This window comes from Arthrobacter sp. E1SS-5, from assembly GCF_057073715.1.
The window spans coordinates 805419-826922 of sequence record NZ_CP172703.1; the positions used below are offsets into that span (position 1 = coordinate 805419).

General features: G+C 66.7%; 21 protein-coding genes and 2 riboswitches. Of the genes, 12 read left to right on the forward strand and 9 right to left on the reverse strand.

Annotated elements, in window-relative coordinates; translation table 11 throughout:
• Positions 1-72: 72 nt before the first annotated feature.
• A complete protein-coding gene (locus tag ACIGJD_RS03840) occupies positions 73-1392 on the reverse strand; it encodes an ABC transporter substrate-binding protein (RefSeq protein WP_483688368.1) in 1320 nt (439 codons plus the stop codon).
• A 266-nt stretch (positions 1393-1658) separates the two neighbouring features.
• Between ACIGJD_RS03840 and ACIGJD_RS03845 the strand changes: the two genes are divergently transcribed.
• Positions 1659-2813 carry an RNase H family protein gene (locus ACIGJD_RS03845; protein ID WP_483688369.1) on the forward strand — a complete coding sequence of 385 codons (1155 nt, stop codon included), beginning with the start codon at positions 1659-1661 and terminating at the stop codon, positions 2811-2813.
• Between the two features lie 37 nt (positions 2814-2850).
• Here ACIGJD_RS03845 and ACIGJD_RS03850 read toward each other — a convergent pair whose 3' ends face one another.
• The 7 genes from ACIGJD_RS03850 to ACIGJD_RS03880 form a co-directional block, all read right to left on the reverse strand.
• Complete coding sequence (locus ACIGJD_RS03850; RefSeq protein ID WP_483688370.1) at positions 2851-3138, reverse strand: WXG100 family type VII secretion target; 288 nt, start codon at positions 3136-3138, stop codon at positions 2851-2853.
• 108 nt (positions 3139-3246) lie between these two features.
• The gene (locus ACIGJD_RS03855) at positions 3247-4758 is read right to left on the reverse strand and encodes a sensor histidine kinase (protein ID WP_483688371.1); all 1512 of its coding nucleotides are present in this window, start codon (positions 4756-4758) and stop codon (positions 3247-3249) included.
• A 2-nt stretch (positions 4759-4760) separates the two neighbouring features.
• Positions 4761-5471 (reverse strand): response regulator transcription factor, encoded by a 711-nt coding sequence (locus tag ACIGJD_RS03860; RefSeq protein WP_483688372.1) that lies wholly within the window; start codon positions 5469-5471, stop codon positions 4761-4763.
• A gap of 73 nt (positions 5472-5544) precedes the next feature.
• On the reverse strand, positions 5545-6045 hold the full coding sequence (locus tag ACIGJD_RS03865) for a DUF427 domain-containing protein (RefSeq protein ID WP_483688373.1): 501 nt from the start codon (positions 6043-6045) through the stop codon (positions 5545-5547).
• Between the two features lie 45 nt (positions 6046-6090).
• On the reverse strand, positions 6091-7737 hold the full coding sequence (locus ACIGJD_RS03870; protein ID WP_483688374.1) for a DNA repair helicase XPB: 1647 nt from the start codon (positions 7735-7737) through the stop codon (positions 6091-6093).
• A gap of 13 nt (positions 7738-7750) precedes the next feature.
• The gene (locus tag ACIGJD_RS03875; RefSeq protein ID WP_483688375.1) at positions 7751-10228 is read right to left on the reverse strand and encodes a helicase-associated domain-containing protein; all 2478 of its coding nucleotides are present in this window, start codon (positions 10226-10228) and stop codon (positions 7751-7753) included.
• A gap of 10 nt (positions 10229-10238) precedes the next feature.
• The gene (locus tag ACIGJD_RS03880; RefSeq protein WP_483688376.1) at positions 10239-10472 is read right to left on the reverse strand and encodes a hypothetical protein; all 234 of its coding nucleotides are present in this window, start codon (positions 10470-10472) and stop codon (positions 10239-10241) included.
• 227 nt (positions 10473-10699) lie between these two features.
• Between ACIGJD_RS03880 and ACIGJD_RS03885 the strand changes: the two genes are divergently transcribed.
• Both ACIGJD_RS03885 and ACIGJD_RS03890 read left to right on the forward strand, forming a co-directional pair.
• Positions 10700-11083 (forward strand): cold-shock protein, encoded by a 384-nt coding sequence (locus ACIGJD_RS03885; RefSeq protein ID WP_142131045.1) that lies wholly within the window; start codon positions 10700-10702, stop codon positions 11081-11083.
• Between the two features lie 6 nt (positions 11084-11089).
• Positions 11090-11650 carry a DUF3027 domain-containing protein gene (locus tag ACIGJD_RS03890; RefSeq protein WP_483688377.1) on the forward strand — a complete coding sequence of 187 codons (561 nt, stop codon included), beginning with the start codon at positions 11090-11092 and terminating at the stop codon, positions 11648-11650.
• 135 nt (positions 11651-11785) lie between these two features.
• On the opposite strand, the gene serC is transcribed toward ACIGJD_RS03890, so the two are convergent.
• On the reverse strand, positions 11786-12916 hold the full coding sequence (gene serC, locus ACIGJD_RS03895) for a phosphoserine transaminase (RefSeq protein WP_483688378.1): 1131 nt from the start codon (positions 12914-12916) through the stop codon (positions 11786-11788).
• A gap of 322 nt (positions 12917-13238) precedes the next feature.
• Here serC and ACIGJD_RS03900 point away from each other — a divergent pair, with 322 nt between their 5' ends.
• The 9 genes from ACIGJD_RS03900 (at position 13239) to fdhD (ending at position 21462) form a co-directional block, all read left to right on the forward strand.
• Complete coding sequence (locus tag ACIGJD_RS03900; protein WP_483688379.1) at positions 13239-13940, forward strand: iron-dependent transcriptional repressor DtxR; 702 nt, start codon at positions 13239-13241, stop codon at positions 13938-13940.
• Between the two features lie 139 nt (positions 13941-14079).
• Positions 14080-14291: riboswitch (cyclic di-AMP (ydaO/yuaA leader) on the forward strand.
• Between the two features lie 10 nt (positions 14292-14301).
• Positions 14302-15123 (forward strand): M23 family metallopeptidase, encoded by an 822-nt coding sequence (locus ACIGJD_RS03905; RefSeq protein ID WP_483689422.1) that lies wholly within the window; start codon positions 14302-14304, stop codon positions 15121-15123.
• 128 nt (positions 15124-15251) lie between these two features.
• Positions 15252-15429: riboswitch (cyclic di-AMP (ydaO/yuaA leader) on the forward strand.
• A 70-nt stretch (positions 15430-15499) separates the two neighbouring features.
• Positions 15500-16186 carry a C40 family peptidase gene (locus ACIGJD_RS03910; protein ID WP_483689423.1) on the forward strand — a complete coding sequence of 229 codons (687 nt, stop codon included), beginning with the start codon at positions 15500-15502 and terminating at the stop codon, positions 16184-16186.
• Positions 16187-16348: 162 nt separating this feature from the next.
• Entirely contained in the window at positions 16349-17134 is a 786-nt protein-coding gene (locus tag ACIGJD_RS03915; RefSeq protein ID WP_483688380.1) for an NlpC/P60 family protein, read from the forward strand.
• Between the two features lie 266 nt (positions 17135-17400).
• Positions 17401-17901 (forward strand): HNH endonuclease, encoded by a 501-nt coding sequence (locus ACIGJD_RS03920; RefSeq protein WP_141943486.1) that lies wholly within the window; start codon positions 17401-17403, stop codon positions 17899-17901.
• 55 nt (positions 17902-17956) lie between these two features.
• The gene (gene mobA, locus ACIGJD_RS03925) at positions 17957-18682 is read left to right on the forward strand and encodes a molybdenum cofactor guanylyltransferase (protein ID WP_483688381.1); all 726 of its coding nucleotides are present in this window, start codon (positions 17957-17959) and stop codon (positions 18680-18682) included.
• Positions 18679-18972, forward strand: a complete 294-nt coding sequence (locus tag ACIGJD_RS03930) for a DUF6457 domain-containing protein (RefSeq protein ID WP_483688382.1) — start codon at positions 18679-18681, stop codon at positions 18970-18972. The genes mobA and ACIGJD_RS03930 overlap by 4 nt, the downstream gene beginning before the upstream one ends.
• Positions 18969-20447 carry a molybdopterin molybdotransferase MoeA gene (locus tag ACIGJD_RS03935; protein ID WP_483688383.1) on the forward strand — a complete coding sequence of 493 codons (1479 nt, stop codon included), beginning with the start codon at positions 18969-18971 and terminating at the stop codon, positions 20445-20447. Before ACIGJD_RS03930 ends, ACIGJD_RS03935 begins: the two co-directional genes overlap by 4 nt.
• 121 nt (positions 20448-20568) lie before the next feature.
• Entirely contained in the window at positions 20569-21462 is an 894-nt protein-coding gene (fdhD, locus tag ACIGJD_RS03940; protein ID WP_483688384.1) for a formate dehydrogenase accessory sulfurtransferase FdhD, read from the forward strand.
• The last annotated feature ends 42 nt before the right edge of the window (positions 21463-21504 follow it).

Consider the following 21504-nt stretch of genomic DNA (forward strand, 5'->3'; position numbering starts at 1 on the left):
GGCCGGGATACCCTCCCGCCAACAGAAAAATGCGGCTCCCTCCTGGTGAGGGGGCCGCATTTTTGCTGCGGATTACTTTCTGGCGGAATCCAGCATCCCCTGGACTTCCTTCGTGAAGGCCTCGGCGGCAGCCTGCGGGGTGAGCCGGTCATACAGCACTTCATCCGTGTAGCGCTTGATCACGTTCTGGACGCTGCCCGCACCCACCGGCGGTACCGGCGGCGCATCCTTGATATCCGGGGCGATGTCCTTAAGGAAGTTGACCACCGTGGTGTCAGCCGGCTTCAGCGAGGGCGTGATGGCGGCGACGATGTCGCTGTTGGTGGGCACGCCCCTGTCCGTCATGAGAATGGTGCCGGCCTCCGGGCTGTTGGTGAGGTAGTTGATGAATTCTGCGGCCTCCTTGGGATGCTTGGAACGGGAGGAAGCGGACCAGAACATAGTGGGTTTGTAGTACATGCCGTTCTTGGCCGAAGCGCCGTCCACGCTCGGGGCGCGCAGCATCTTGATGCTGCTTCCGGTGGTGGCTTCAAGCGAGCCCAGCTGGTTGGTCCACCACCATGCCATGCCCACACGGTTGGTGCCGAAGAGGCTTTGCTCAAGGCTCGCTCCTGCGTCTTCCGTCGCGACGTTGGCCGGTGGGCTGGCCTTTGAATCGCGCTGCTCCTTGAGCCGCTCCCAGAAGGAGGCAGCCGTGGCGGTCTGGAAGTCGAGCTTGCCGTCCCCTGAGTACAGGTTCTCGCCATGCTGGCGGAGCCAAATGATCAGGTCGGCCTCGTTGCTGCCGTACGCCGCTCCGTAGTTTTTGCCGTCGCCGGCGGCGCTGATCTTTGCCGCCGTGTCCGTGAAGTCCTTCCATGTCCAAGTCTTGTCGTCGGGAAGGGGAACGCCTGCCGCTTCAAACACCTTGGTGTTGGCCATGATGACATACGCGTTCTGGCCGGTGCTCAGTCCGTACTGCGCGCCGCTGTACTGGCCTGATGCGAGTGCCTCCTTGTCCAACTTCGACGTGTCGATTCCGCTCTGCTTGGATAGGTCCAGCAGCGCGCCGCGGCCGCCGTATTCGGCAATGTACTTTTGGTCCATCTGGATGACATCGGGCGCATCGTTGGCCGCGGTCTTGGTTGCCAGTTTGTCCCAGTAGCTGGACCATTCGCCCGGCTCGGTCTTGATCTTGATGTTTGGGTGGGATGCTTCGAACGCGGCGATGACTTTGTTTGTCTGTCCGTTCAGGTATTCGTTGCCCCACCAGGTGAACCGCAGGGTCACCTGACCGTTGTCGCCGGACCCGCCGGACCCGCCGGCGGCACCGCAGCCCGTGGCCAGGATGGATAGAGCCACGGCCGCAGCGCCAAGCTGAAAGCTCCGGCGGCTTACTACTGGAATCGTCATTGATGTTCCTTCCGGTTGGCTTCGTCGCGCTGCGGCAGCCTTGGGGCTACGGATGACAGTTAGAGAAACCGTTTTCTGAGTTGGTGTGCTGCGATTCTTTCGCGTGCCGGTATCCCCGTCAAGGTTTTCGGTAAGCGTTTTCCGAAAATCTGACGGTGACGGCTGAAGAAACAGGAAGCGCCCCCGACCCGTCGGCAGGCGCAGCAGGATGGGCTGCAGCACGTCCGCGGCCGCCCATTGTCAGCTGCTTCTGGCAGGATGGATTGGTGACGATTACTGCAGCGGCTGACGGTTCGGCCTTGGGAAACCCAGGCCCGGCGGGCTGGGCCTGGTATGTGAATGACGATTGCTGGCGGGCAGGCGGCTGGCCGCACGGGACCAATAACCAGGGGGAGCTGATGGCTGTCCTTGACCTCTTGCGCGCCACGGCACACCTCCCCGGGGAGGACCTGCGCATTTTGTGTGACAGCCAGTACGTCATCAACTCCATTACCAAGTGGATGCCGGGGTGGAAGCGGAAGGGCTGGCGCAAGGCTGATGGAAAGCCTGTCCTGAACGTGGAGTTGCTGAAGGAACTCGACCGCGAACTGGCAGGCCGTACCTACACGTTCGAATGGGTCAAGGGCCATGCCGGGCACGACCTCAATGAGGCCGCCGACGAGCGGGCCAGGGCCGCGGCCACGGCCTACCAGCAGGGCGTGGCAGCACGGTCCGGCCCCGGGTTCCCGGGCGGACACCACCCGGGTGCGCACCACGACCGTTCACTTGGCCAGGATGGCCGGGGACGTGCCCCGGAAGCATTGGCGCCTTCCGGCATGGGACTCCCGCCGGCCACCCTGGACATTCCGGCTGCTGCCCCCGCACACACGCAGGCAGAACGCCGGGAATCAGCGCCTCCGGGTGCGGCAGGCGGGGGAGCGGGACGCCCGGCATCATCCGGCAGTGGTGTTCCTGCAGCCGCCGCCAACCAGCGCAGGACGGTCCCCGAGCCTGTCTCGGCTTTCGACGAACTGGACCTGTTCAGCGAGCTGGACGATGAAGCCCTTGAAGTGGCCGAGGCGACGCAGCAGGCAGGCTCCATCCCGCCCGAGGCGCTGGTTGAGGAGCTCGAGCGCGAGCTATTGGGGCCGCTGGTGCGCGGGGACATTGGCCGGACCGCCATCCTTCTTCACCCGGACTTCGTGGAGATCGGCAGCTCGGGCCGGGTCTGGACCAGGGACGCAATGATGATGGCCCTCGAGGAGGACCCCGGCGAGCGGACCGACATTGAAATCCTGGGTGCGGACCGCATCGGCACCAGCGCGGTCCTGCTGACGTACCGAAGCTTTTCCCGCTCCGGCCCGACGCTTCGCAGCTCCCTGTGGGTCCTCGACAGCGGCCGGTGGCGGCTGCGGTTCCACCAGGGAACCCCAGAAGCCTAGAGGCGGAAGCCGGGCCACGTGCTGCCGGAGGGCCGCCTCAGCTGAACCGCTGCGTGTTTCCCTGCTCCGCTTGGGCGTAGGTGGCGGCTGCAGACACCAGGGCGGCATTGATGGACGCTAGCGACGCTTCCACGCGTCCCTGCGTGATGGTCCATTCGGTGACGAGTGCTTGGAAATTGGTGGCTGCGGAACCCCGCCATGAGCCCTGCAGCTCATCCAGGCCCCGCTTCATGGTCTGCACGTCCGCGCTGATCCGGTCCACTGTGGCCTGGACGTTGGCCGACTTCAACTGCAGTAACTCGGTGTCGACGGAAATGATGCTCATGGCTGTGCCTTTCGCTACGGCGGGTCCCCAAGGGTCCTGCGCCCGGGGGATCCGGGCCGCTGGAACGAGCCTATGGAGCAGCACCAAGCGGAAGCCACGGCGGTGCGGCTATATGTGGATAACCGATCCGTCACTGCCCGCCGCACGGGCGGTACTGTCGTCAGCGGCGTCCTCCCCGCCGTCGCTGTTATTGCCCGGCGTGTCGTCCCGTCGCGGAAGGCTGACCACCAGGGTGGCGCCGCCGCCGTCGGTCTTCTGCACCCGCACCGTGCCGCCGTGGGAGCCGACGATTGCTGCCACGATGGCCAGCCCCAGGCCGCTGCCGCCCGTCTCCCTGGTCCGGGAGGTGTCCGCCCGGTAGAAGCGCTCAAAGACCTTGGCGGCGTCGTCTTCGGAGATGCCCGGCCCATGGTCCCGTACTTCGATGACGGACCGTTCGCCGCCGTCGGTGCGGCGCACCCCGACGGCCAGTTCGATGGGGCTGCCCTCGGGGGTGTAGCGCAAGGCATTGCCCACCAGGTTGCCCACCACCTGGCGCAGCTTGGCCTCGTCTCCGAGGACCGGCGCCGGGGCCGCCGGTCCGCCGTCGAGTCCCGTGAGCGTGATCGCCCTGGAACGGTCGCTGGCCTGGGTGTCCACAACGGCGTCATGGGCAACCAGCTGCAGGTCCACGGGCTTTTGCTGCAGCGGCCGCTGCTCATCCAGACGGGCCAGCAGCAGCAGGTCCTCCACCATGGAACCCATGCGCTTGGCTTCGCTTTCGATGCGGCCCATGGCGGTGGCAACGTCCTCGTCCGTGGCCAAGGCGCCGTGGCGGTAGAGCTCGGAGAACCCGCGGATGGTCACCAAGGGAGTGCGCAGCTCGTGGGACGCATCAGCGGCAAAGCGGCGCATCCTTGCTTCTGATGCCGTCCGCGCTGCGAACGCGGTCTCGATGTGTGCCAGCATGGCGTTCAGTGAACTGCTCAGCCGGCCCAGCTCGGTGGCAGGATTTTCCACTTCCACACGCCGGGAGAGGTCGCCGGCGGCAATGGCGGCGGCTGTTTTTTCCACCCTGGCCAGCGGCCGGAAGGCGCGCGACACGGTCCAGCTGGCTATGAGCGAGGCGAGCAGCAGGGTCAGCAGGCCGACGCCGGTGACCACCAGGGTGGCATGCTTGAGGACATCGTCGACGCTCTCCAGGGGCAGCCCGATCACCACAACGGATGTGGTGGGGCCGTTCTGGACCGTCACCGCCACCACGCGCCAGTTTTCGCCGTCCGTCCCGCGGACCTGGAAGGGAGCCAGCTGCAGTGCCTGCGCCTGTTCCACCGAGATGCTGCTGATGTCCGGGTGGTCGTCCGGGTCCCCGCCGAAGGTGTACGGCTGCTCACCCGGGGTGAAGAGCATCAGGGAATAGTCGGTGGGGATGGGGTTGGGTGCCTGCAATTGGGTGAACGAGCGCTGTTTCCGGGCAGAGTCGACGGCGGCATTCAGTTTGTCGTCCACCTGGCCCTGGAGGTAGCTGTGGAGCAGGGTCAGGGTCACCGCTCCGGTCACCGTCAGGGCCACGATCAGCAGGGCCATGATCATGGCCACCAGCTGCGACCTGAGCGAGGCCGACTTCCACCGCTTCAGCAAGGTCAGCGCTTTTCAGCCGTCCGCAGCACGTAGCCCACGCCGCGCTTGGTCTGGATCAGGGCCGGTGCGTCGGGGTCGATGTCGACTTTCCGCCGCAGGTAGGAGATGTAGGACTCCACGATCGAGGCGTCGCCATTGAAGTTGTACTCCCAGACGTGGTCCAGGATCTGCGACTTGGAAAGCACCCGGTTGGGATTGAGCATGAGGTAGCGCAGCAGCTTGAACTCGGTGGGGGAGAGCTCGATGACAGTGCCGCCGCGCCGCACCTCGTGGGCATCGTCGTCGAGTTCCAGGTCGTCAACGCGGATCACCGCGTCGTCGTCCAACAGGGGCTGCGTCCGGCGGAGCACGGCCCGGATACGGGCCACCACCTCGTCGAGGCTGAAGGGTTTGGTGACGTAGTCGTCCCCGCCCACGGTCAGGCCGGTCACCTTGTCCTCGGTGTCGTCCTTTGCCGTGAGGAAGAGGACGGGGAAGTGTTTCCCGGAGGCGCGGAGCCGGCGTGTCACGGTGAACCCGTCCATGTCCGGAAGCATGACGTCCAGCACTGCCAGGTCCGGGGAGTGCGTATCGGCCGCGGCCAGGGCATCGCGCCCGTTGGCTGCGGAGACCACTTCAAAGCCGGCGAACCGCAGTGACGTGGAGAGGAGCTCGCGGATGTTGGGTTCATCATCGACGACGAGCAGCCTGGCTTCTGGACCGTTCTTGTTCATGCTCCCATCATGCTCCCAGTCTCTGGGAGTTGTCTGGATATTCGTTGTGAGGATGGTGGTGCTCCGCTTGGGCCTACCAGTCCATCGTCCCGGGCTCACCCTTGAAGGGACCCACTACCCGGCTGGTGATCCAGCCTCCGTAGAAGCGGCCAGGCTGGGCAGTGACCCGCTCACCATCCACCTCGCAGTAGTCCATCCGGCCTGGATAGACGGCCACCCGGCCGGCAAGCGCCTCAAAACCCGATGCCGGCTCCGGGTAGGACCATGCGGCGCTGTCCGCTTCCTTCCCGCCGCCGCGGACGGTGAGGTACTTCGCCGCGCCCTTGAACTCGCAAAAGCTGCTGCCCGATGACGGTTCCAGCGCGCCGGCGGCAAATGCTGACTCAAGGATGTAGTACACCGGCGGATGGCTGGTCTCGAGGACCCGCAGCGAGTCCGTGGTGTCAAGGATGAGCTCGCCGCCCAGGACGATGCGGATGCGCTCGCTGCTGGCTTCGATCCGGGGCGGACGGGGATAGTCCCACACCGATTCCTGGCCGGGCCCGGGCGCTACCGGGACGATTCGTGTTCCCATGCCTCCAGTGTGCGCGCCGAAACCGCAACTTGGCACGCTGGATTCCTAGTCCGCTGCGGCCACGTCCTTGGCGTCCATGATCCGGTAGGCATACCCCTGCTCGGCCAGGAACCTCTGGCGCTTGGCCGCGAAGTCCTGGTCCAGGGTGTCCCGTGCCACGAGGGAGTAGAAGCGGGCCGCCCGGCCGTCCTTCTTGGGCCGCAGCAGCCGGCCCAGCCTCTGGGCCTCCTCCTGCCGGGACCCAAAAGAGCCCGAGACCTGGATGGCCACCGAGGCCTCAGGCAGGTCGATGGAGAAGTTGGCCACCTTGGACACCACCAGGGTCTGCAGCTCCCCGGCGCGGAATGCATCAAAGAGCTTCTGCCGTACCTTGACGGACGTGTCGCCCTTGATGACGGGTGCCTGCAGGCGCTCGCCGAGCTCATCCAGCTGGTCGATGTACTGGCCGATCACCAGCAGCTGTTCACCCGAGTGCCGGGCCACCAGTTCCTCCACCACCTGGGTCTTCGACTCGGAGGTGGCGCACAGCCGGTATTTGTCCGCGTCGTCAGCCATGGCATAGGCAACCCGTTCGTCCTTTGGCAGGTCCACCCTGACCTCGACGCAGTCCGCCGGCGCGATGTAGCCCTGGGACTCAATGTCCTTCCAGGGCGCGTCGTACCGTTTTGGCCCGATCAGGCTGAAGACCTCGCCCTCGCGGCCGTCCTCCCGGACCAGGGTGGCAGTCAGCCCGAGGCGCCGCCGGGCCTGCAGGTCTGCGGTCATCCTGAAGATCGGTGCCGGAAGGAGGTGGACCTCGTCATAGATGATCAGCCCCCAGTCGTGGCCGTCCACCAGTTCCAGGTGCGGGTAGATGCCGCCCCGCTTGGTGGTGAGCACCTGGTAGGTGGCAATGGTCACCGGCCGCACCTCCTTGAGGGCGCCGGAGTATTCACCCACCTCGTCCTCGGTAAGGGACGTGCGCTTGAGCAGTTCATCCTTCCACTGCCGGGCGGCGACGGTGTTGGTGACCAGGATCAGCGTGGTGGTGGAACCGGTGGCCATGGCCGCGGCCCCCACCAGGGTTTTGCCGGCGCCGCAGGGCAGGACCACCACTCCGCTGCCGCCCGCCCAGAAGTTTTCGCTGGCCAGGCGCTGGTATGGCCGGAGCTGCCAGCCGTCCTCATTGAGCGAAATCAGGTGCGGGGTGCCGTCCACGTAACCTGCCAGGTCCTCAGCCGGCCAGCCGAGCTTCAGCAGCAGCTGCTTGAGCTGGCCGCGCTGGGAGGCGTGCACCACGACGGTCTCGCCGTCGATCCGTGGCCCGAGCAGTGGGGCGATCTTCTTGGCCCGGATCACCTCCTCGAGGACGGGGTAGTCGTCCGTGCGCATGACCAATCCGTGGCGCGGGTCCTTTTCGAGGCGCAGCCGGCCGTACCGGGACATGGTTTCCTCGACGTCGATCAACAGCGAATGCGGAACCGGGAAACGCGAGTACTTCAGCAGCGCGTCCAGCACCTTTTCGGCGTCCAGCCCGGCGGCCCGGGCGTTCCACAGCCCCAGCGGGGTGAGCCGGTAACTGTGCATGTGCTCGGGCGCACGTTCCAGCTCGGCAAAGGGCGCAATGGCGTGCCGGGCCTCGGTGGCCAGCTCATGGTCCACCTCGAGGAGGATGGTCTTGTCGCTTTGGACGATCAGGGGTCCGTCGGTCACGCGCGGGAATCCTTTACTGGCGCAGTTCCTCTGCGGCCTCGATGTCGATGATGCGGTGGACGGACAGGACCCGTTCGGTGTCCTTTGCGGGATCGAACACGCGGACCCTGCCCCCGCTCACAGATAGCGGAACAACAACTTCCAGGCTGGCATTCCCCAGGTTGTCCACCACGTTCATGTTGATCCGCTGCTTGAGCCGAATGGCCCTTTGCAGCGCCTCAAGTCCCAGTTGCGTGGCAACCTCGCTGCCGGCCGCGGCACCTGAGTGGTGCCCGACGGCGGCGCCGGCCTGCCGCAGGACGTCCAGTTGGGCTTCCACCTCCTCCGCCGCGGGCGCCATCCATGGGGCGGTATACACCGGGCGCAGGCTCTCCTGCGGGGCGGCGGTGCGGCGGAGGTGCGCGGCGGCATCGGCACCGTCCACGGACGGGGAGAGGCCCAGGCTGCGGAGCACGGCGGCAAGCTCACGGGGCGCCGCCGACGACGCCACAACCGTGGGGGCCAGCCGGACCAGGCCCAGCTGGGCAGCCTTCGGTCCGGACAGCAGGTCGGTGAGCGCCGCTTCATCCTCACTTTGGATGAAGCTCGCAGCCTGGCCCACGTGCAGCCTGCCGTGCCGGGAAGCGGTGTCCTCCACCAGGTACTCCAACGGCTGGGGAACCGCCGTGGCCGAATGCTCCCGGAGGAACGCCAGCAGGCCTGCGGCGTCATAGCCGCGGTCCAATGCGCGCTTGACCGACTCCGCGGAGAACCTGTAAATGGTGGCAGGACCCTGCCCCTCGGCGTCGGCCATCACCAGAAGCTGTTCCGTCAGCGCAGGGGAGAGGTATCCGGGAGCAACCGCGGTCAGGTCAGCCTGCAGCAGCACGTGGTTCAGGGCCGCGGGCAGGTGTTCGCCCAGAATGGCCAGGGCGGCGTCGGGGCGGTCCTCCGCGAAGGCGCTCCCCAGCTGGCTCAAGGCCCCAGAGCCCACCAGGCCCAGCATTTCTGCCTCGGCGAGGACGCCCCGGATGAGGGAACTGAACCGCCGGGCCATCCGCGGCTGGGACCATTCGGCGCGCTGCAGCACCGCCGCGGCATCAAGGACGGGCGCGCCACCATCGCCATCTTCGGCTTCGCGCGTCAGCTCAAGCAGGATTTCCAGGATCCGCTTGCGAACCACCGGGGCATCGGGGCGCTGCGCCCCGGCGGACAGTGCGGCGATGGTGGTGCCGGAGGCCGGGCGGGCGGCCGCCGCACCGGGCGCTGAATTGACGGGCTGGCCCACCATGGAGGGTACGCGCTCGCTGGCCAGCCAGGCGTTCACCAGCCACAGCCATTGTTCCTGCCGTGGAAGGACCAGCCACTCCAGCTCCGGCGGCTGCACCCATGATGAGGAATCGACGTCGAGGCGGATCAGCCCGGCCAGGCCGCACAGCTCCAGCAGCCGGCCCACCGCGCCCTGGTCAACGCGCAGCTGTTCGGAGAGCCGTCGCAGCTCGCGGACCCCCACGCCCCCGCTCCGCAACGTGGCCAGCGGCTGCGCCCCCACCGCGTGCAACAGTTCGGAGACCAGCCGGAGGGTGTCCGAAATAGCACTCAGTGCTGCATTCCTCCGCAGCGCAGCGGTGGTGCGGCCGAGCTCGGCAACCGGAGGGGCAAGGGTGAAGTCGTTGATGATGGCCCCGCCGCGCAGGGCCAGCCCCACGCTGTGCGGCAGCTCCACGTGCGCCGCATCCAGCGGCACCAGCAGCCCGCGTGCAAGGAGCCAGTCCACAGGCCCGACGTCGGCCCCTTCCGTGGTGACCGAGGCTTTCCGTTGCGCTTGGGGGACGGCGCCCATGGCCCAATTCCGGAACTTGGCGAGCAGCGCCGTCGTCCGCTCCGGCGCCTTGGCCAGGATGTCCCGCAGGGCTTCCGGGGACGATGTCCAGTGCTGAAGTGCCAGCGCTGCCTCCATGGGAGTGGTGGCGCCGTGGATTGGGAAACCGCTGCGGTGCAGTTCGGCGACCAGCTGGACCGCCCGCTGGGCGAAGGCCGGCTGGAGCCGGACCAGCTCCGTGTAGCTTCGGCCCAGCCCCGCCGGGTAGATGCCCACCACGTCCTTAAGCGCGCCCACCGGCAGGAAGAAGTGCTGGCCGGCGGCCGGGGCAGGGGCGCCGTGCGGGGGAGCGGCCGGGTGGACCAAGGCAAGCTCCTGCAGGGTGCCGATGATCTGCTCAACAACTGCAAGCGAGGAACCGCTGATCAGTTGGTGCAGGCCTTCGGCCGAGGCGCTGTGCCCTGTGTCGGTGTTGGTGCAGAGATGCAGGGTTTCCAGGACCTGCATCTGGGGCCGGTTCAGCCGCTCGAGGGCGCGCTGGACGCTGACACGGGAACTGGCGCGCGCCGCCAACGCCGCGAAGTCCGGAACCGACGGGGAAATGAGGTCCGGCCGCGCGGCGAACAATGCGCGCAGCGAATCATCGCTGCGTGCCTCCAGTTCCATGCCGAGCGCGCGAATGAGGGACATCAGTCCAACGTTACCGCCGCCCGGCCTTTCCCGCTCGCCGGCGGGCGGCAACGCCGTCCAGGACCACCAGGAGCATCAGGATGAAGGCCGCCGGGAGGCCGTACAACGCAGAGTAGGTTACCCATGTGGGTGCCACCGACCCGGCGAAGGCAAGCGCCATGACCGTCCCCACGGCGATGAGGGACAGCACGGCAATAACAGCGGCGAGGACCATCAGCGGCCGCCGGTAACGCGAGGGAGTCATGGACGTAACGCTACAGCGGCAGCATGGGCGCGGTTAAACACTTCCGGCGCCCTTGCGCCTGGGGCGGAACAGTGCTGCAGGAAGCGTAATCAGGCATTCGGCAGGATAACCTTGAAGGATACAGACCAACGCGGTTTGCGCATGCCATACCTTGAACCCGCACAACAATGCGGATGCGGTGGCAGGCGGCCGCGTCTCATGACAGCAGAACGAAGAAGGTTGATTACGTGCCTACCGGCAAGGTCAAGTGGTATGACAAGGACAAAGGCTTTGGGTTCCTCGCGGGCGAAGACGGCCAGGAGGTCTTCCTGCCCAAGTCGTCGCTGCCCGAAGGGGTAACGGAGCTGAAAGCAGGCACCCGGGTGGAGTTCGGCGTGGCGGACGGCCGCAAGGGTGCCCAGGCCCTGGGCCTCCGGGTGCTGGACAAGACCCCGTCCATTGCCAAGGCGAAGCGTCCCAGTGCCAAGGACCTGGCCCCGCTGGTGCAGGACTTGGTGACCGTCCTGGACAACCTGTCCGGGACTCTGTCCAAGGGTAAGTACCCGGAGGGCAACAAGGGCAAGGCCATTGCCGCCGCCCTGCGCAAGGTTGCCGACGAGCTGGACGTTTAGGCGCCCATGAATCCCCAATCTGAACAGCCGGGCGCGCCAGTGCAGGAGCAGGCTGCCAAGACTCCGCCAAAGCGCAAGGCAGGCGTGCCCGTATGGCGTACCGGCAAGCCTGACGCTTTCCTGGCCGCGGCTGTTGACGCGGCCCGCACAGCGGTGGAGGGCATCACGCCGGCCGCCACCATCGGGGCCCACCTTGCGGCCAAGAGCGAGGGCGACCGGCTGGTGACCCACCTGTTCGAGTCCCGCCTGGCAGGTTATGCGGGCTGGCAATGGTACGCGGTGCTGACCCGCAACTCGCGTTCCAAGGTGGTCACCGTGAACGAGCTGGGCCTGCTGCCGTCCGAGGATTCCATCCTCGCCCCGGAGTGGGTGCCGTGGGCCGAACGGGTCCGCCCCGAGGACGAACAGCCGCAGGAGCCTGAGGTTGGCGGGCACGACGCGGACGCCGGCGGGCCGGTAGCGCAGGAGCCGGAAGCCCAGGAAACAGCGGCAGGCGACGCTGGCCCGCAGGAATCAGGGCAGCCAGGGGAACCGGCGGACGACGACGGAGCGCAGGCAGGAGCCTAGCCTCACCTTCGCCGGGAAACCGGCCCCGCCCTCTGCCGGGCACAACGAAAACGGCGCCGTCCGGGACAAACCCGGGCGGCGCCGTCGTACGTTAAGCGTGCCTGCCGCTGGACAGGGCCTAAGTGTCGTTAGGGCCTACTTGCGCAGCTCGCCCACAACGTAGTCGACGCTGGAGAGCAGGGCCGAGACGTCGCCGGGCTCGATGGCAACGAAGGTGGCGATGCGCAGCTGGTTGCGGCCCAGCTTCCGGTAGGGTTCGGTGTCCACGATGCCGTTGGCACGCAGGATCTTGGCTACCGCCGCGGCATCTATTGATTCGTCAAAGTCGATGGTGGCGATGACGTTGGAGCGCTCCTCCGGCTTGGCCACGAACGGCGTGGCGAAATCAGAGGCCTCGGCCCAGCTGTAGATGCGTCCGGCGGAATCGGCAGTGCGTGCGGCAGCGAAGTCCAGGCCGCCATTGGAATTCAGCCACTGGACCTGGGCGTCCAGGGTCACCAGCGTGGACAGCGACGGCGTGTTGTAGGTCTGGTTCAGCCGCGAGTTGTCGATGGCGGTCTGGAGGTCCAGGAAGTCCGGGATCCAGCGGCCGCTGGCCTTGATGCGGGCGGCCCGTTCCAGTGCTGCGGGGGAGAACAAGCCAAGCCAGAGCCCGCCGTCGGAGGCAAAGTTCTTCTGGGGCGCAAAGTAGTAGACGTCGCTCTGGGCAACGTCCACGTCCAGGCCGCCGGCCGCCGAGGTGGCGTCCACCAAAACCAGGGATCCCTCGTCGGCTCCGGAAACCCGCTGGACCGGGGCTGCCACGCCGGTGGAGGTTTCGTTCTGCGGCCACGCGTAAACGTCCACGCCGGCCTCGGCCTGTGCCGCGGGACGCGTGCCGGGCTCGGACTTGATGATCGAGGAGGCTTCCAGGAACGGGGCCTTGTTGGTGGCCGCAGCGAACTTGGATCCGAACTCGCCGAAGGAGAGGTGCTGGGCCTTCTTCTCCACCAGGCCGAAGCTGGCGACATCCCAGAAAGCAGTGGAGCCGCCAACGCCAAGGACAACCTCATAGCCCTCAGGGGCACGGAAGAAGTGGGTCAGTCCTTCACGGACAGACCCCACCAGGTTCTTGACGGGGGCCTGGCGGTGCGAGGTGCCCAGGATGGTTTTGGATGCTGCGGCGAGGGCATCGATCTGTTCCTGCCGGACCTTTGACGGGCCGGCCCCGAACCGTCCGTCCTTGGGCAGGAGGTCGGCGGGAATCGTGATGCTGGTGTCGCTCACAGGTGCTCCAATTCGGCGGGGACGAACGCTTTGGTCCGGACGGGCGGGTTGTGGTGGCCGGCAGCCGGGCGGCGGCTGTGCCATAGGCCTTTCCCATTCTGCCTGAACAGCAGCGGCGGGCGGGAACCGGCAGCCGCAAAGTCCAGACACTGAGACAACGCGCCGCGCGTGCAAGTGTTCCGCGTATGCACCCTGATGGTGCCCCTGGGCCGCGGCTATTCGGACAAAGTCAAAATAGGCTAAGCTTTCCCCCGGACTACCTCGCGGGAAGAGGCGATACGGTGGGACAAGGCAAGGTACTGCGCCCGAGGAGCTGAGCTGGATGACGGATCTGATCGACACTACGGAGATGTACCTCAGGACCATCCTGGAGCTTGAGGAAGAAAACATCGTTGCCCTACGGGCCCGTATTGCCGAGCGACTGCGCCACTCCGGCCCCACTGTGTCCCAGACCATCGGCAGGATGGAGCGCGACGGGCTCGTTGTGGTCTCCGGCGACAGGCATCTGGAACTCACGGACACCGGCCGCAAGCGGGCCACCGAAGTGATGCGCAAGCATCGGCTGGCCGAACGCCTGCTGGCCGACGTCATCGGGCTGGACTGGGCCTACGTCCACGACGAAGCCTGCCGCTGGGAACATGTGATGAGTGAGCGGGTGGAACGGCGCATCTACGAGATGCTGGACCACCCCACCGAGTCCCCGTATGGCAACCCCATCCCCGGCCTTGCCGCGCTGGGCGGCCAGCCGGGCCCCGGCTTTGGTGACGGTGCCATCAGCCTGCTGGAGGCGATGAAGAGCTACGGGCCTGCGTCGGGCGTGACTATCAGCCGCCTCGCGGAACCGATCCAAGTGGAGCCGGAACTGCTGGCGCAGTTGGACGAAGGAGGAATCCGGCCCGGCGCTGCCGTGACCCTGGAACATGTGGGCGATTACATCTCGGTGCGGGTGGCCGGGATTGAAGGAGCGCTGGAGCTTCCGCCCGAGGTGGCCGCGCATGTCTTCGTGGCCATCAAGCAGGGGTGAAGCGGGACTTCCATACCCCGGGCCTGCCCATCCACGCAAAGATAACGGAATTGTTACCAAGGGTCTTAAGCCCCTATAGTAGAACCAGTCGTTGAAACTTAAGCGTTACCTGATCCGGAGCCGAGCTCTGCCAGCGGATCAGGTGCACGAGTCGTTACTGGCAGAGGCGGGGGAACCACAACCGGCAGCGGGGGACTGCCTTGGGGTGAAGTCCGTCAGCAGCAAGCCTCTCCAGTGAAGGATTCTTCCGGGAATACCCCTGCGCAGAAGCTTGCCCTTGGCGGGCCGGGTCTTTGATCTCTCTGACCCGAATCCGACAGCTAACTCCGCAGGCTTTTCCAGAGAGGAACCCTTCTTGACCATGCAGACCCCCCGGGGACGCCGCCGTGCTGCCGGCCCCCCTTCGGCACCGCGGGTTGTCGAAGCTGCCGCAGCGGAGCGTCCCCGCGACCTCCATCGCGACGCCCGCCGCCGCCGGGGTCCGTTCCGCCAGATGACGGAGTTTGCCGCCGCCAGCGGCATAGGCCAGAAGGCCGGCATTGCCCTTGCGGCCACCGGCCTGGTGCTGACCGTGACAGTGCCCGCCACAAGTCCCGTTATGGCCACTGACGCCGCCGGCAGCGCCCCGGTGGCAGCCTCCTCCGTCACGCCCCAGCCCCAGATTTCCGCCGATATCGGTGCCCAGATCGACTTCAGTCGCTCGGCAGTGGTGACCCAGGCGGACCCGGACGGAAAGCTGAAGCAACTCCTCAGTGCGCAGTCGGCCGGCTCCGTTACGCGCGCCGCGTCAGCCGGCACCCTGGCCGCACCGTTGGCCTCCCTTGTCACCGCTTCCCCCTTCGGTTACAGGGTCAGCCCCATTACCGGGGGCTCGGGTGACTTCCACCGGGGCCAGGACTTCGTGGCGCAGTGCGGGACCTCCGTCCTGGCGGCCGCCACCGGCACCGTGACCTTCGCGGGCTGGCATCAGTTCGGCGGCGGAAACCGGGTGGTCATCGACCACGGAAACGGGCTGGAAACCACGTACAACCACCTGTCATCCTTCAACGTCAAGGTGGGCCAGACCGTGTCCCGCGGGGACGTTGTGGCCCTGAGCGGCACCACCGGCGCGTCCACCGGCTGCCACCTGCACTTCGAGGTCCAGGTCAACGGCGAAGTGGTCGATCCCATGGGCTGGCTGTAACCGAATGATTGTTTACTCTCAGATCGCCGTGACCCGCCGTGACCTGAATGTGACATTGAAGCAAAACTGCTGTACCGTCTAACTCGCGTCAACTTTTCCGAAGTTGACGCTCTTGAGTGGATTGCCTAACTCTGCCACCGCTCAAGGTCCGTTCGCATTTCATCGTCTGGCAGGGGCGGGGGAACCAATTTCGGCCTTCATTCAGAAGGCCTTGGGGTTAAGTCACAAGCTTCCCAGGAAGCAGCGTGGCCGGGTGACTCCCATCCGAATCCGACAGCTCACCTCGCAGGCATTGGGAGAGGCTACCTTCGTGTCTTCACGCCATAATTCTGCGCGCCACCGTGCGCAAACGGTTCGCACCAACCCCTTGGATGCCGTGTCCAAGGCCGTGAGTGCAAATGCCGGGACCGTAGGCCGCCAGGCTGCCGTTGTGGCAGCCGCGTCGGGCCTCATCCTGAGCATGGGCCTGCCGGCCACCGCTGCAGACACCACTGCCGGTGTCTCAGCTTCCACCGAATCCGGTTCGGCCCAGACGGCCCTCGCCGTCACCGCTGCCCCCACGGCCACGGTTTCCTTCGAGCGTCCCGTGGTCAAGACCACCGCTGCTCCAAAGGTGGAAGCGGTGCGTACCCAGTCCACCGACACGGCAAACGGCGCCGCCACTGCTGCTGCCGCCGGCCAGGACGTCTCCCCGGTCACCAAGACCGCCGAGACCGTATCCTCCGCAGCCACCTCAGGCATCGCAGCCATCGCCTACACCGGCATCGGCCACTCGTACGTATGGGGCGGCACCAGCCCCGTCACCGGCTGGGACTGCTCCGGTTTCGTGCAGTGGGTGTACGCGCAGGCCGGCATCAGCATCCCCCGCACTAACGCGTGGAGCATCATGAGCCCCACCTCCGCCCCGCAGCCCGGTGACCTGGTTGTCCAGAACGGCGGCGCACACGTTGGTATCTACGTCGGCAACGGCATGATGATCAGCGCACTCAACCCCTCACAGGGCACGCTGCTTCACTCGCCTGCAGCCACCGGTACCTCGTCGTACTACCACCTCAACAAATAGTTCTTGGGCTCCAAGCTCCAAGGGCTATTTCTTTGCCCAAAGCTTTTCCGCTAGAAACCACATCCCCGTTCGGGACGCGCCGGCGTACCCCCAAGATGCCGGCGCGTCTATGACCCTTTGCCTGCCTACACGCGGTCGCAAGGAAAACGAAAGAGAGAACTGATGACGACTCGTGCTACCGCACGGCACCGCGCCGAGGTCACCAAGACCAACTCGATCGCTGTCATTGCCAAAGCTGTCAGCGACAACGCCGGCGGCATGGGCCGCCAGGCCGCCGTCATTGCCGCTGCTTCCGGCCTGGTCCTGACCAGCGGCATTGCGGCGAACGCCGCCGATGCAAACGTCAAGCGCGACTCCGCTCCCGCCTCCGCGCTGGAAGTTGAATCCGCGATCGACGCCCCGATTTCCGCTGCTTCCACCATTGCCATCAGCTTTGAGAAGCCCGCTGTGACCACCACGCCGGCCCCCGTCGTCGAGCCGGAGCCCCAGGTTGAAGTGCAGGAAGCTGCCCCTGCTCCCGCCGCGGAGCCCGCTGCCCAGCCCGTTGCCGCCCCCAAGGTCACGGCCAAGGTTGCCACCGCCGCCGCCCCGGCCGCTCCTGCAGCCCAGGCTTCCGCCAGCGGCAAGGGTGCCGCAATCCTCTCCGCCGCCTACGCCCAGCTCGGCGTCCACCAGGACTGCACGATGCTGGTGACCAACGCCTTGGCCGCCGTCGGCATCCACTTCCACGACTGGCCCGCCGGGTACCTGTCCCTCGGTGACACTGTGCCTGCCTCCCAGGCCCAGCCCGGCGACCTCATCTACTACGCCGATGGTGGCGGAGGAATGGCACACATCGCTGTCTACGCCGGAAACGGCATGGCCGTACATGGCGGTTTCAACGGCAACGACACCGTGGTCTTCAGCGCAAACGTTGGATCCGGACCGGTTTTCATCCACGTCCGGTAAGCACCCGACGTTGGGCACAGGCAGCAGCCGGTGCCCAACGTCAAAGGACCCCTGCCCTCGCGGCGGGGGTCCTTTGCGTTAAAAGAAGTTCCCGGCAGCCGGGGGAGGCTGCCCGGCGTCGCTTTGTACCGGGACCCCATCAGGGCGGCGATTACCTGATTTTGCACTTCTCTGTTTACTCTTGTGATGTCGATCCATAGCCCGGACATGCCGAGGGCAGCCGGCCCTCGTGCCCCTGACGGGTGCGGCCGTGAAGAGGTAAGTGCATGCGCACTCTCGTTCTGAATGCTGGATATGAACCGCTGGCGGTTATTACTTTCCGCCGGGCGCTGGTGCTTGTGCTCACGGGCAAGGCGAGCGTGGTGGCCGAGGGGGATGACCCCGTGGTGGGGCCCACCGACGTCCTGGGCCGTCCGTCCGTGATTCTCCTCAACCGGTACATCCGGCCCCGATACAACCATTCCACGGCTGTCAGCCGCAGGGGTGTGCTCAGACGCGACGGCCATAAATGCGCATACTGCGGCAAGGCAGCGCACACCATCGATCATGTTCACCCCAAATCCAGGGGCGGGGCTGACTCGTGGGAGAACCTGGTGGCCGCCTGCCTCCGCTGCAACAACGTCAAAGGCGATCACACCCCGGCCGAGATGGGCTGGACGCTGCGGTTCGTGCCCGAGCCTCCGCGCGGCACTATCTGGCAGATCAAGGAACTGGAGAAGCCCACCCCCGCGTGGGATCCGTTCCTTCTTCCCGAACGCGCTGCCTGACCCGGTCCTGGGAAACGGCGTGATTCCTGCGCCGGCCGGTGGTTAGGCTGGGGGAGTGCAAGAGAAGAGCCTGGCTTTTGATGCCCTGATCCTGGCCGGCGGAAGGTCATCGCGGCTGGGCGGCGTACCCAAGCAGTCCCTTGTCTTCCGCGGCCAGACGCTGCTGGAACGGGCGATGGATGCTGCAGCCGGTGCCCGCCGCACTGTCGTCGTTGGCGACGGCGGCTTCCTGCCATCCCGGGGCACAGTATCAAACCCGGTACCCCCGGCCCACTGGCCGCCCGGCGTGCTGACGTGCCGGGAGGAGCCGCCGTTTGCAGGGCCTGCGGCTGCCATCGCCGCCGGCCTGGACACCCTGGGGAGACATGGCGGAGTTGCCCCGTTCACCCTGGTGCTTGCCTGTGACATGCCGCTGGCGTCCGAGGCCGTGGCTGTGTTGTGGGAGGCGCTTTCTGCGTCTGCCGCCAGCCCCCGGGGAGGCGATGGAGGCGGCATGATGGCCCGGTCCGGCGACGGGAGGGCGCAGCCGTTGGCGGCTTTTTATAGCACGCCTGGGTTAAAACAAGCGTGTGTGGAGTTGGCAGCCCGCAACGCCTTGGTCAACGGCTCTGTCAGGGCTCTCCTTGCTAGTCTGGACGTGCAGCTTGTCACAGTCCCCGCCGGGTCCACTTCCGATGTGGATACCTGGGACGATGCTGCCGCGCTGGGGATTGCCGCCGGGAGCCAGCGTGAAAGCAAGGACCCAAGCGCGGGCGGAACTAACGTGGGAGGCAAGTCGTGAAAAGCCAGGACGAAACGCTGGAAGAATGGTGCAGGTCCCTTCTCCAGGCGTACAAGCTTGAGGACGTCCAGGTAGACATCAACGCAGTGCTGGCACTGGCCGGTGTTGCCGCCCATTCGGTTGTCCGGCCGGCCGCTCCGCTTACCACCTTCATTGCTGGCTTTGCCGCAGGCCTGGCTGCCGCTCCCGGCAGGGAGATGGACGCAGCCTCCATGGACGCGGCGTTGGCCGTTGCCCGTTCCCTGGCAGCTGACTACGACGCTGAAGCCGCCGGGACTCCCGGCGAATGACTGCAGAAACCCGCAGCGATCCGGCGGCGCCGCCAGGTCCCGGCCCGGAGGACGCCGGCCCGGGAGAAACCGCCCCGGAAGAAAGCGGTACGGCTGACGCCGAATCCGGCAACAAGGAGCCGGGCGAAGCCGAACCCGGGCGCTCCCACCACCATCACCTGGCACACACGTGGGAAGAGGCCCGGCAGGCTGCCTACGATGCGGCCACCCCGATTCCTCCCGGCCCTGTGGCCCTGAACATTGCCCTGGGCCGAAAACTTGACCAGGACATCGTGGCACTCCAAGACATGCCGCACTACGCGTCCTCAGCCATGGACGGGTGGGCAGTCAATGGAAGCGGCCCATGGATCCCGGTGGAGCCGGGCACGCGGCTGGCGCCGCACCAGGCCAGTCCCATTGCCACCGGTGGCCTGATCCCCGCAGGCGGCAAGGCGGTGCTCCGTACCGAGAACGCAGTCCTCGGCCAGGACGATGAAGGCCAGGTGGTGATGGTCGGAGGCAAGGCCCGGCCGGGCGAACCCCGCGCGGGTGAACACATCAGAAAGGCCGGGGAAGAAGCCCTTGAAGGGGACATCCTGGTCAAGGCCGGGGTGGAACTCAACCCGGCACACCTGGCCCTTGCGGCACTGGCAGGCTACGACGAAGTGCAGGTCCAGGGAAAGCCGGTGGTGCGTCTGGTGCTGACCGGATCCGAGGTGGTGGAACGCGGCACCCCGGCTCGCGGCCAGGTGCGCGATACGTTCGGCCCCCAATTGCCGGCGGTCATTGCCATGCTGGGAGGCATCCATGTCGGGCAGCAGCGGATCGGTGACTCATATGCCGAATGGCTCGCGGCGCTCGAAGACGTGCTGCCGGAGGTGCCGGACGCGCCCGACCTGCCGGCCGACGTCGTTATAACCACGGGGGGCACCGGGCGCTCAGGCACAGACCACCTCCGGCGGGCCGTTGCCGAACTCGGCGGCCGGCTCATCATCGACGGCGTGGCGATGCGGCCCGGCCACCCCGCCGTCCTGGCCGAACTGCCGGACGGCCGCTTTGTCCTTGGGCTGCCCGGCAACCCGCTCGCGGCCATGATGGCCCTTTCCACCGTCGGCGCCCCGTTGTTCGCCGCCTTGGGGCACCGGGCCATGCCCGCCGTGCAGGAAGTACCGTGCGGAACCATGATCGAAGCCGATCCCGGACGCACCCGCCTGATGCCCTTCCGGCTGCTGTACGGAATGGCTTCCCCTGCTCAGCACACAGGCCCCGGCATGATGCGCGGCCTGGCCGCCGCCGACGGTGTGCTGGTGGTACCGCCGCACGGCGTGCAGCTGGGGGAGCCGGTGCCCGCTTTCGCGCTGCCTTGGGGGCCACCCATTCCGCCGCCGAAAGAAGGCGCGGCCAAAGCCAAGCCGAGAAGCAACGCACGGGCCGGCCAGGTCAAGGGCAAACCGGCGTCCAACGGGCCCGTGGATTGGAGCGCGCTGCTGGGATGAAGCCTTTGGGTCAACACTCCCGCTCCGCCCGGTTTCGGTAGGCCCTTTTGGCCCGTGCACCTCTGGACTGAGGCAGGCCCGGTTGGTGCCATGATGGAGTAATGAACAGGCAGGGTGGAACATGGGACGCGTAACCCAGCGCCGCAAGGTGCACAAGTATGTCCTGGACGGTTCGCCGGCCGCCCTGGAGTACCCGGTCCGGCACCGCGAAGACGTCCTTGCCGTGGAGGAACCGCTCGAAATCCGGTTGGGCAGGCTTTCCTACTCAGTCACCATGCGCACCCCGGGGGACGACTTTGACCTGGTAGCAGGGTTCCTGGTGTCCGAGGGCGTCATCTGGGCGCCCGAACAGCTGGTATCACTCCGGTTCTGCGCCGGCGAGGACGAGAACGGGGTCCAGACCTTCAACGTGGTGGAGGCGCAGCTGCGGCCGGACGTCCCACTTCCCGATACCGGCCGCAAGGTCTACACATCCAGTTCCTGCGGCATCTGCGGCACGGATTCCATCGAGGCAGTCCAGAAATCGTCCCACTTCAGCCCGCAGGCGGACCCGTTGACGGTGGACGCCAAAATCCTGGCATCCCTGCCGGCACTGCTGCGGAAGTCCCAGCGCGTCTTTGACGATACCGGGGGCGTTCACGCGGCGGGTCTTTTCAAGATTGAGGACGACGGCGGGCCGCGGCTCCTGTGCCTGCGCGAGGACGTCGGGCGGCACAACGCCGTGGACAAAGTGGTGGGCTGGGCACTGCGCGAAGGCCTCCTGCCGTTGGCCGGAACGGTCCTCCAGGTGTCCGGACGGGCATCGTTCGAACTGGTGCAGAAAGCCGCCCTTGCAGGAATTCCTGTCCTGTCCGCCGTCAGCGCCCCCTCAAGCCTGGCTGTGGAACTGGCGGAGGCCAACGGGCTGACCGTGGCCGGATTCAGCCGGGGCACCAGTTTCAACGTCTACGCCGGGGACTCGCGGATCCTGCGGCCCGACCCTGCGCTGCCCGCAGCGCAGGGGCCCGGTGCATAGGGCCCTGCGGTGCCGGGACGGCCGGCGGATAACTGCAAAAGG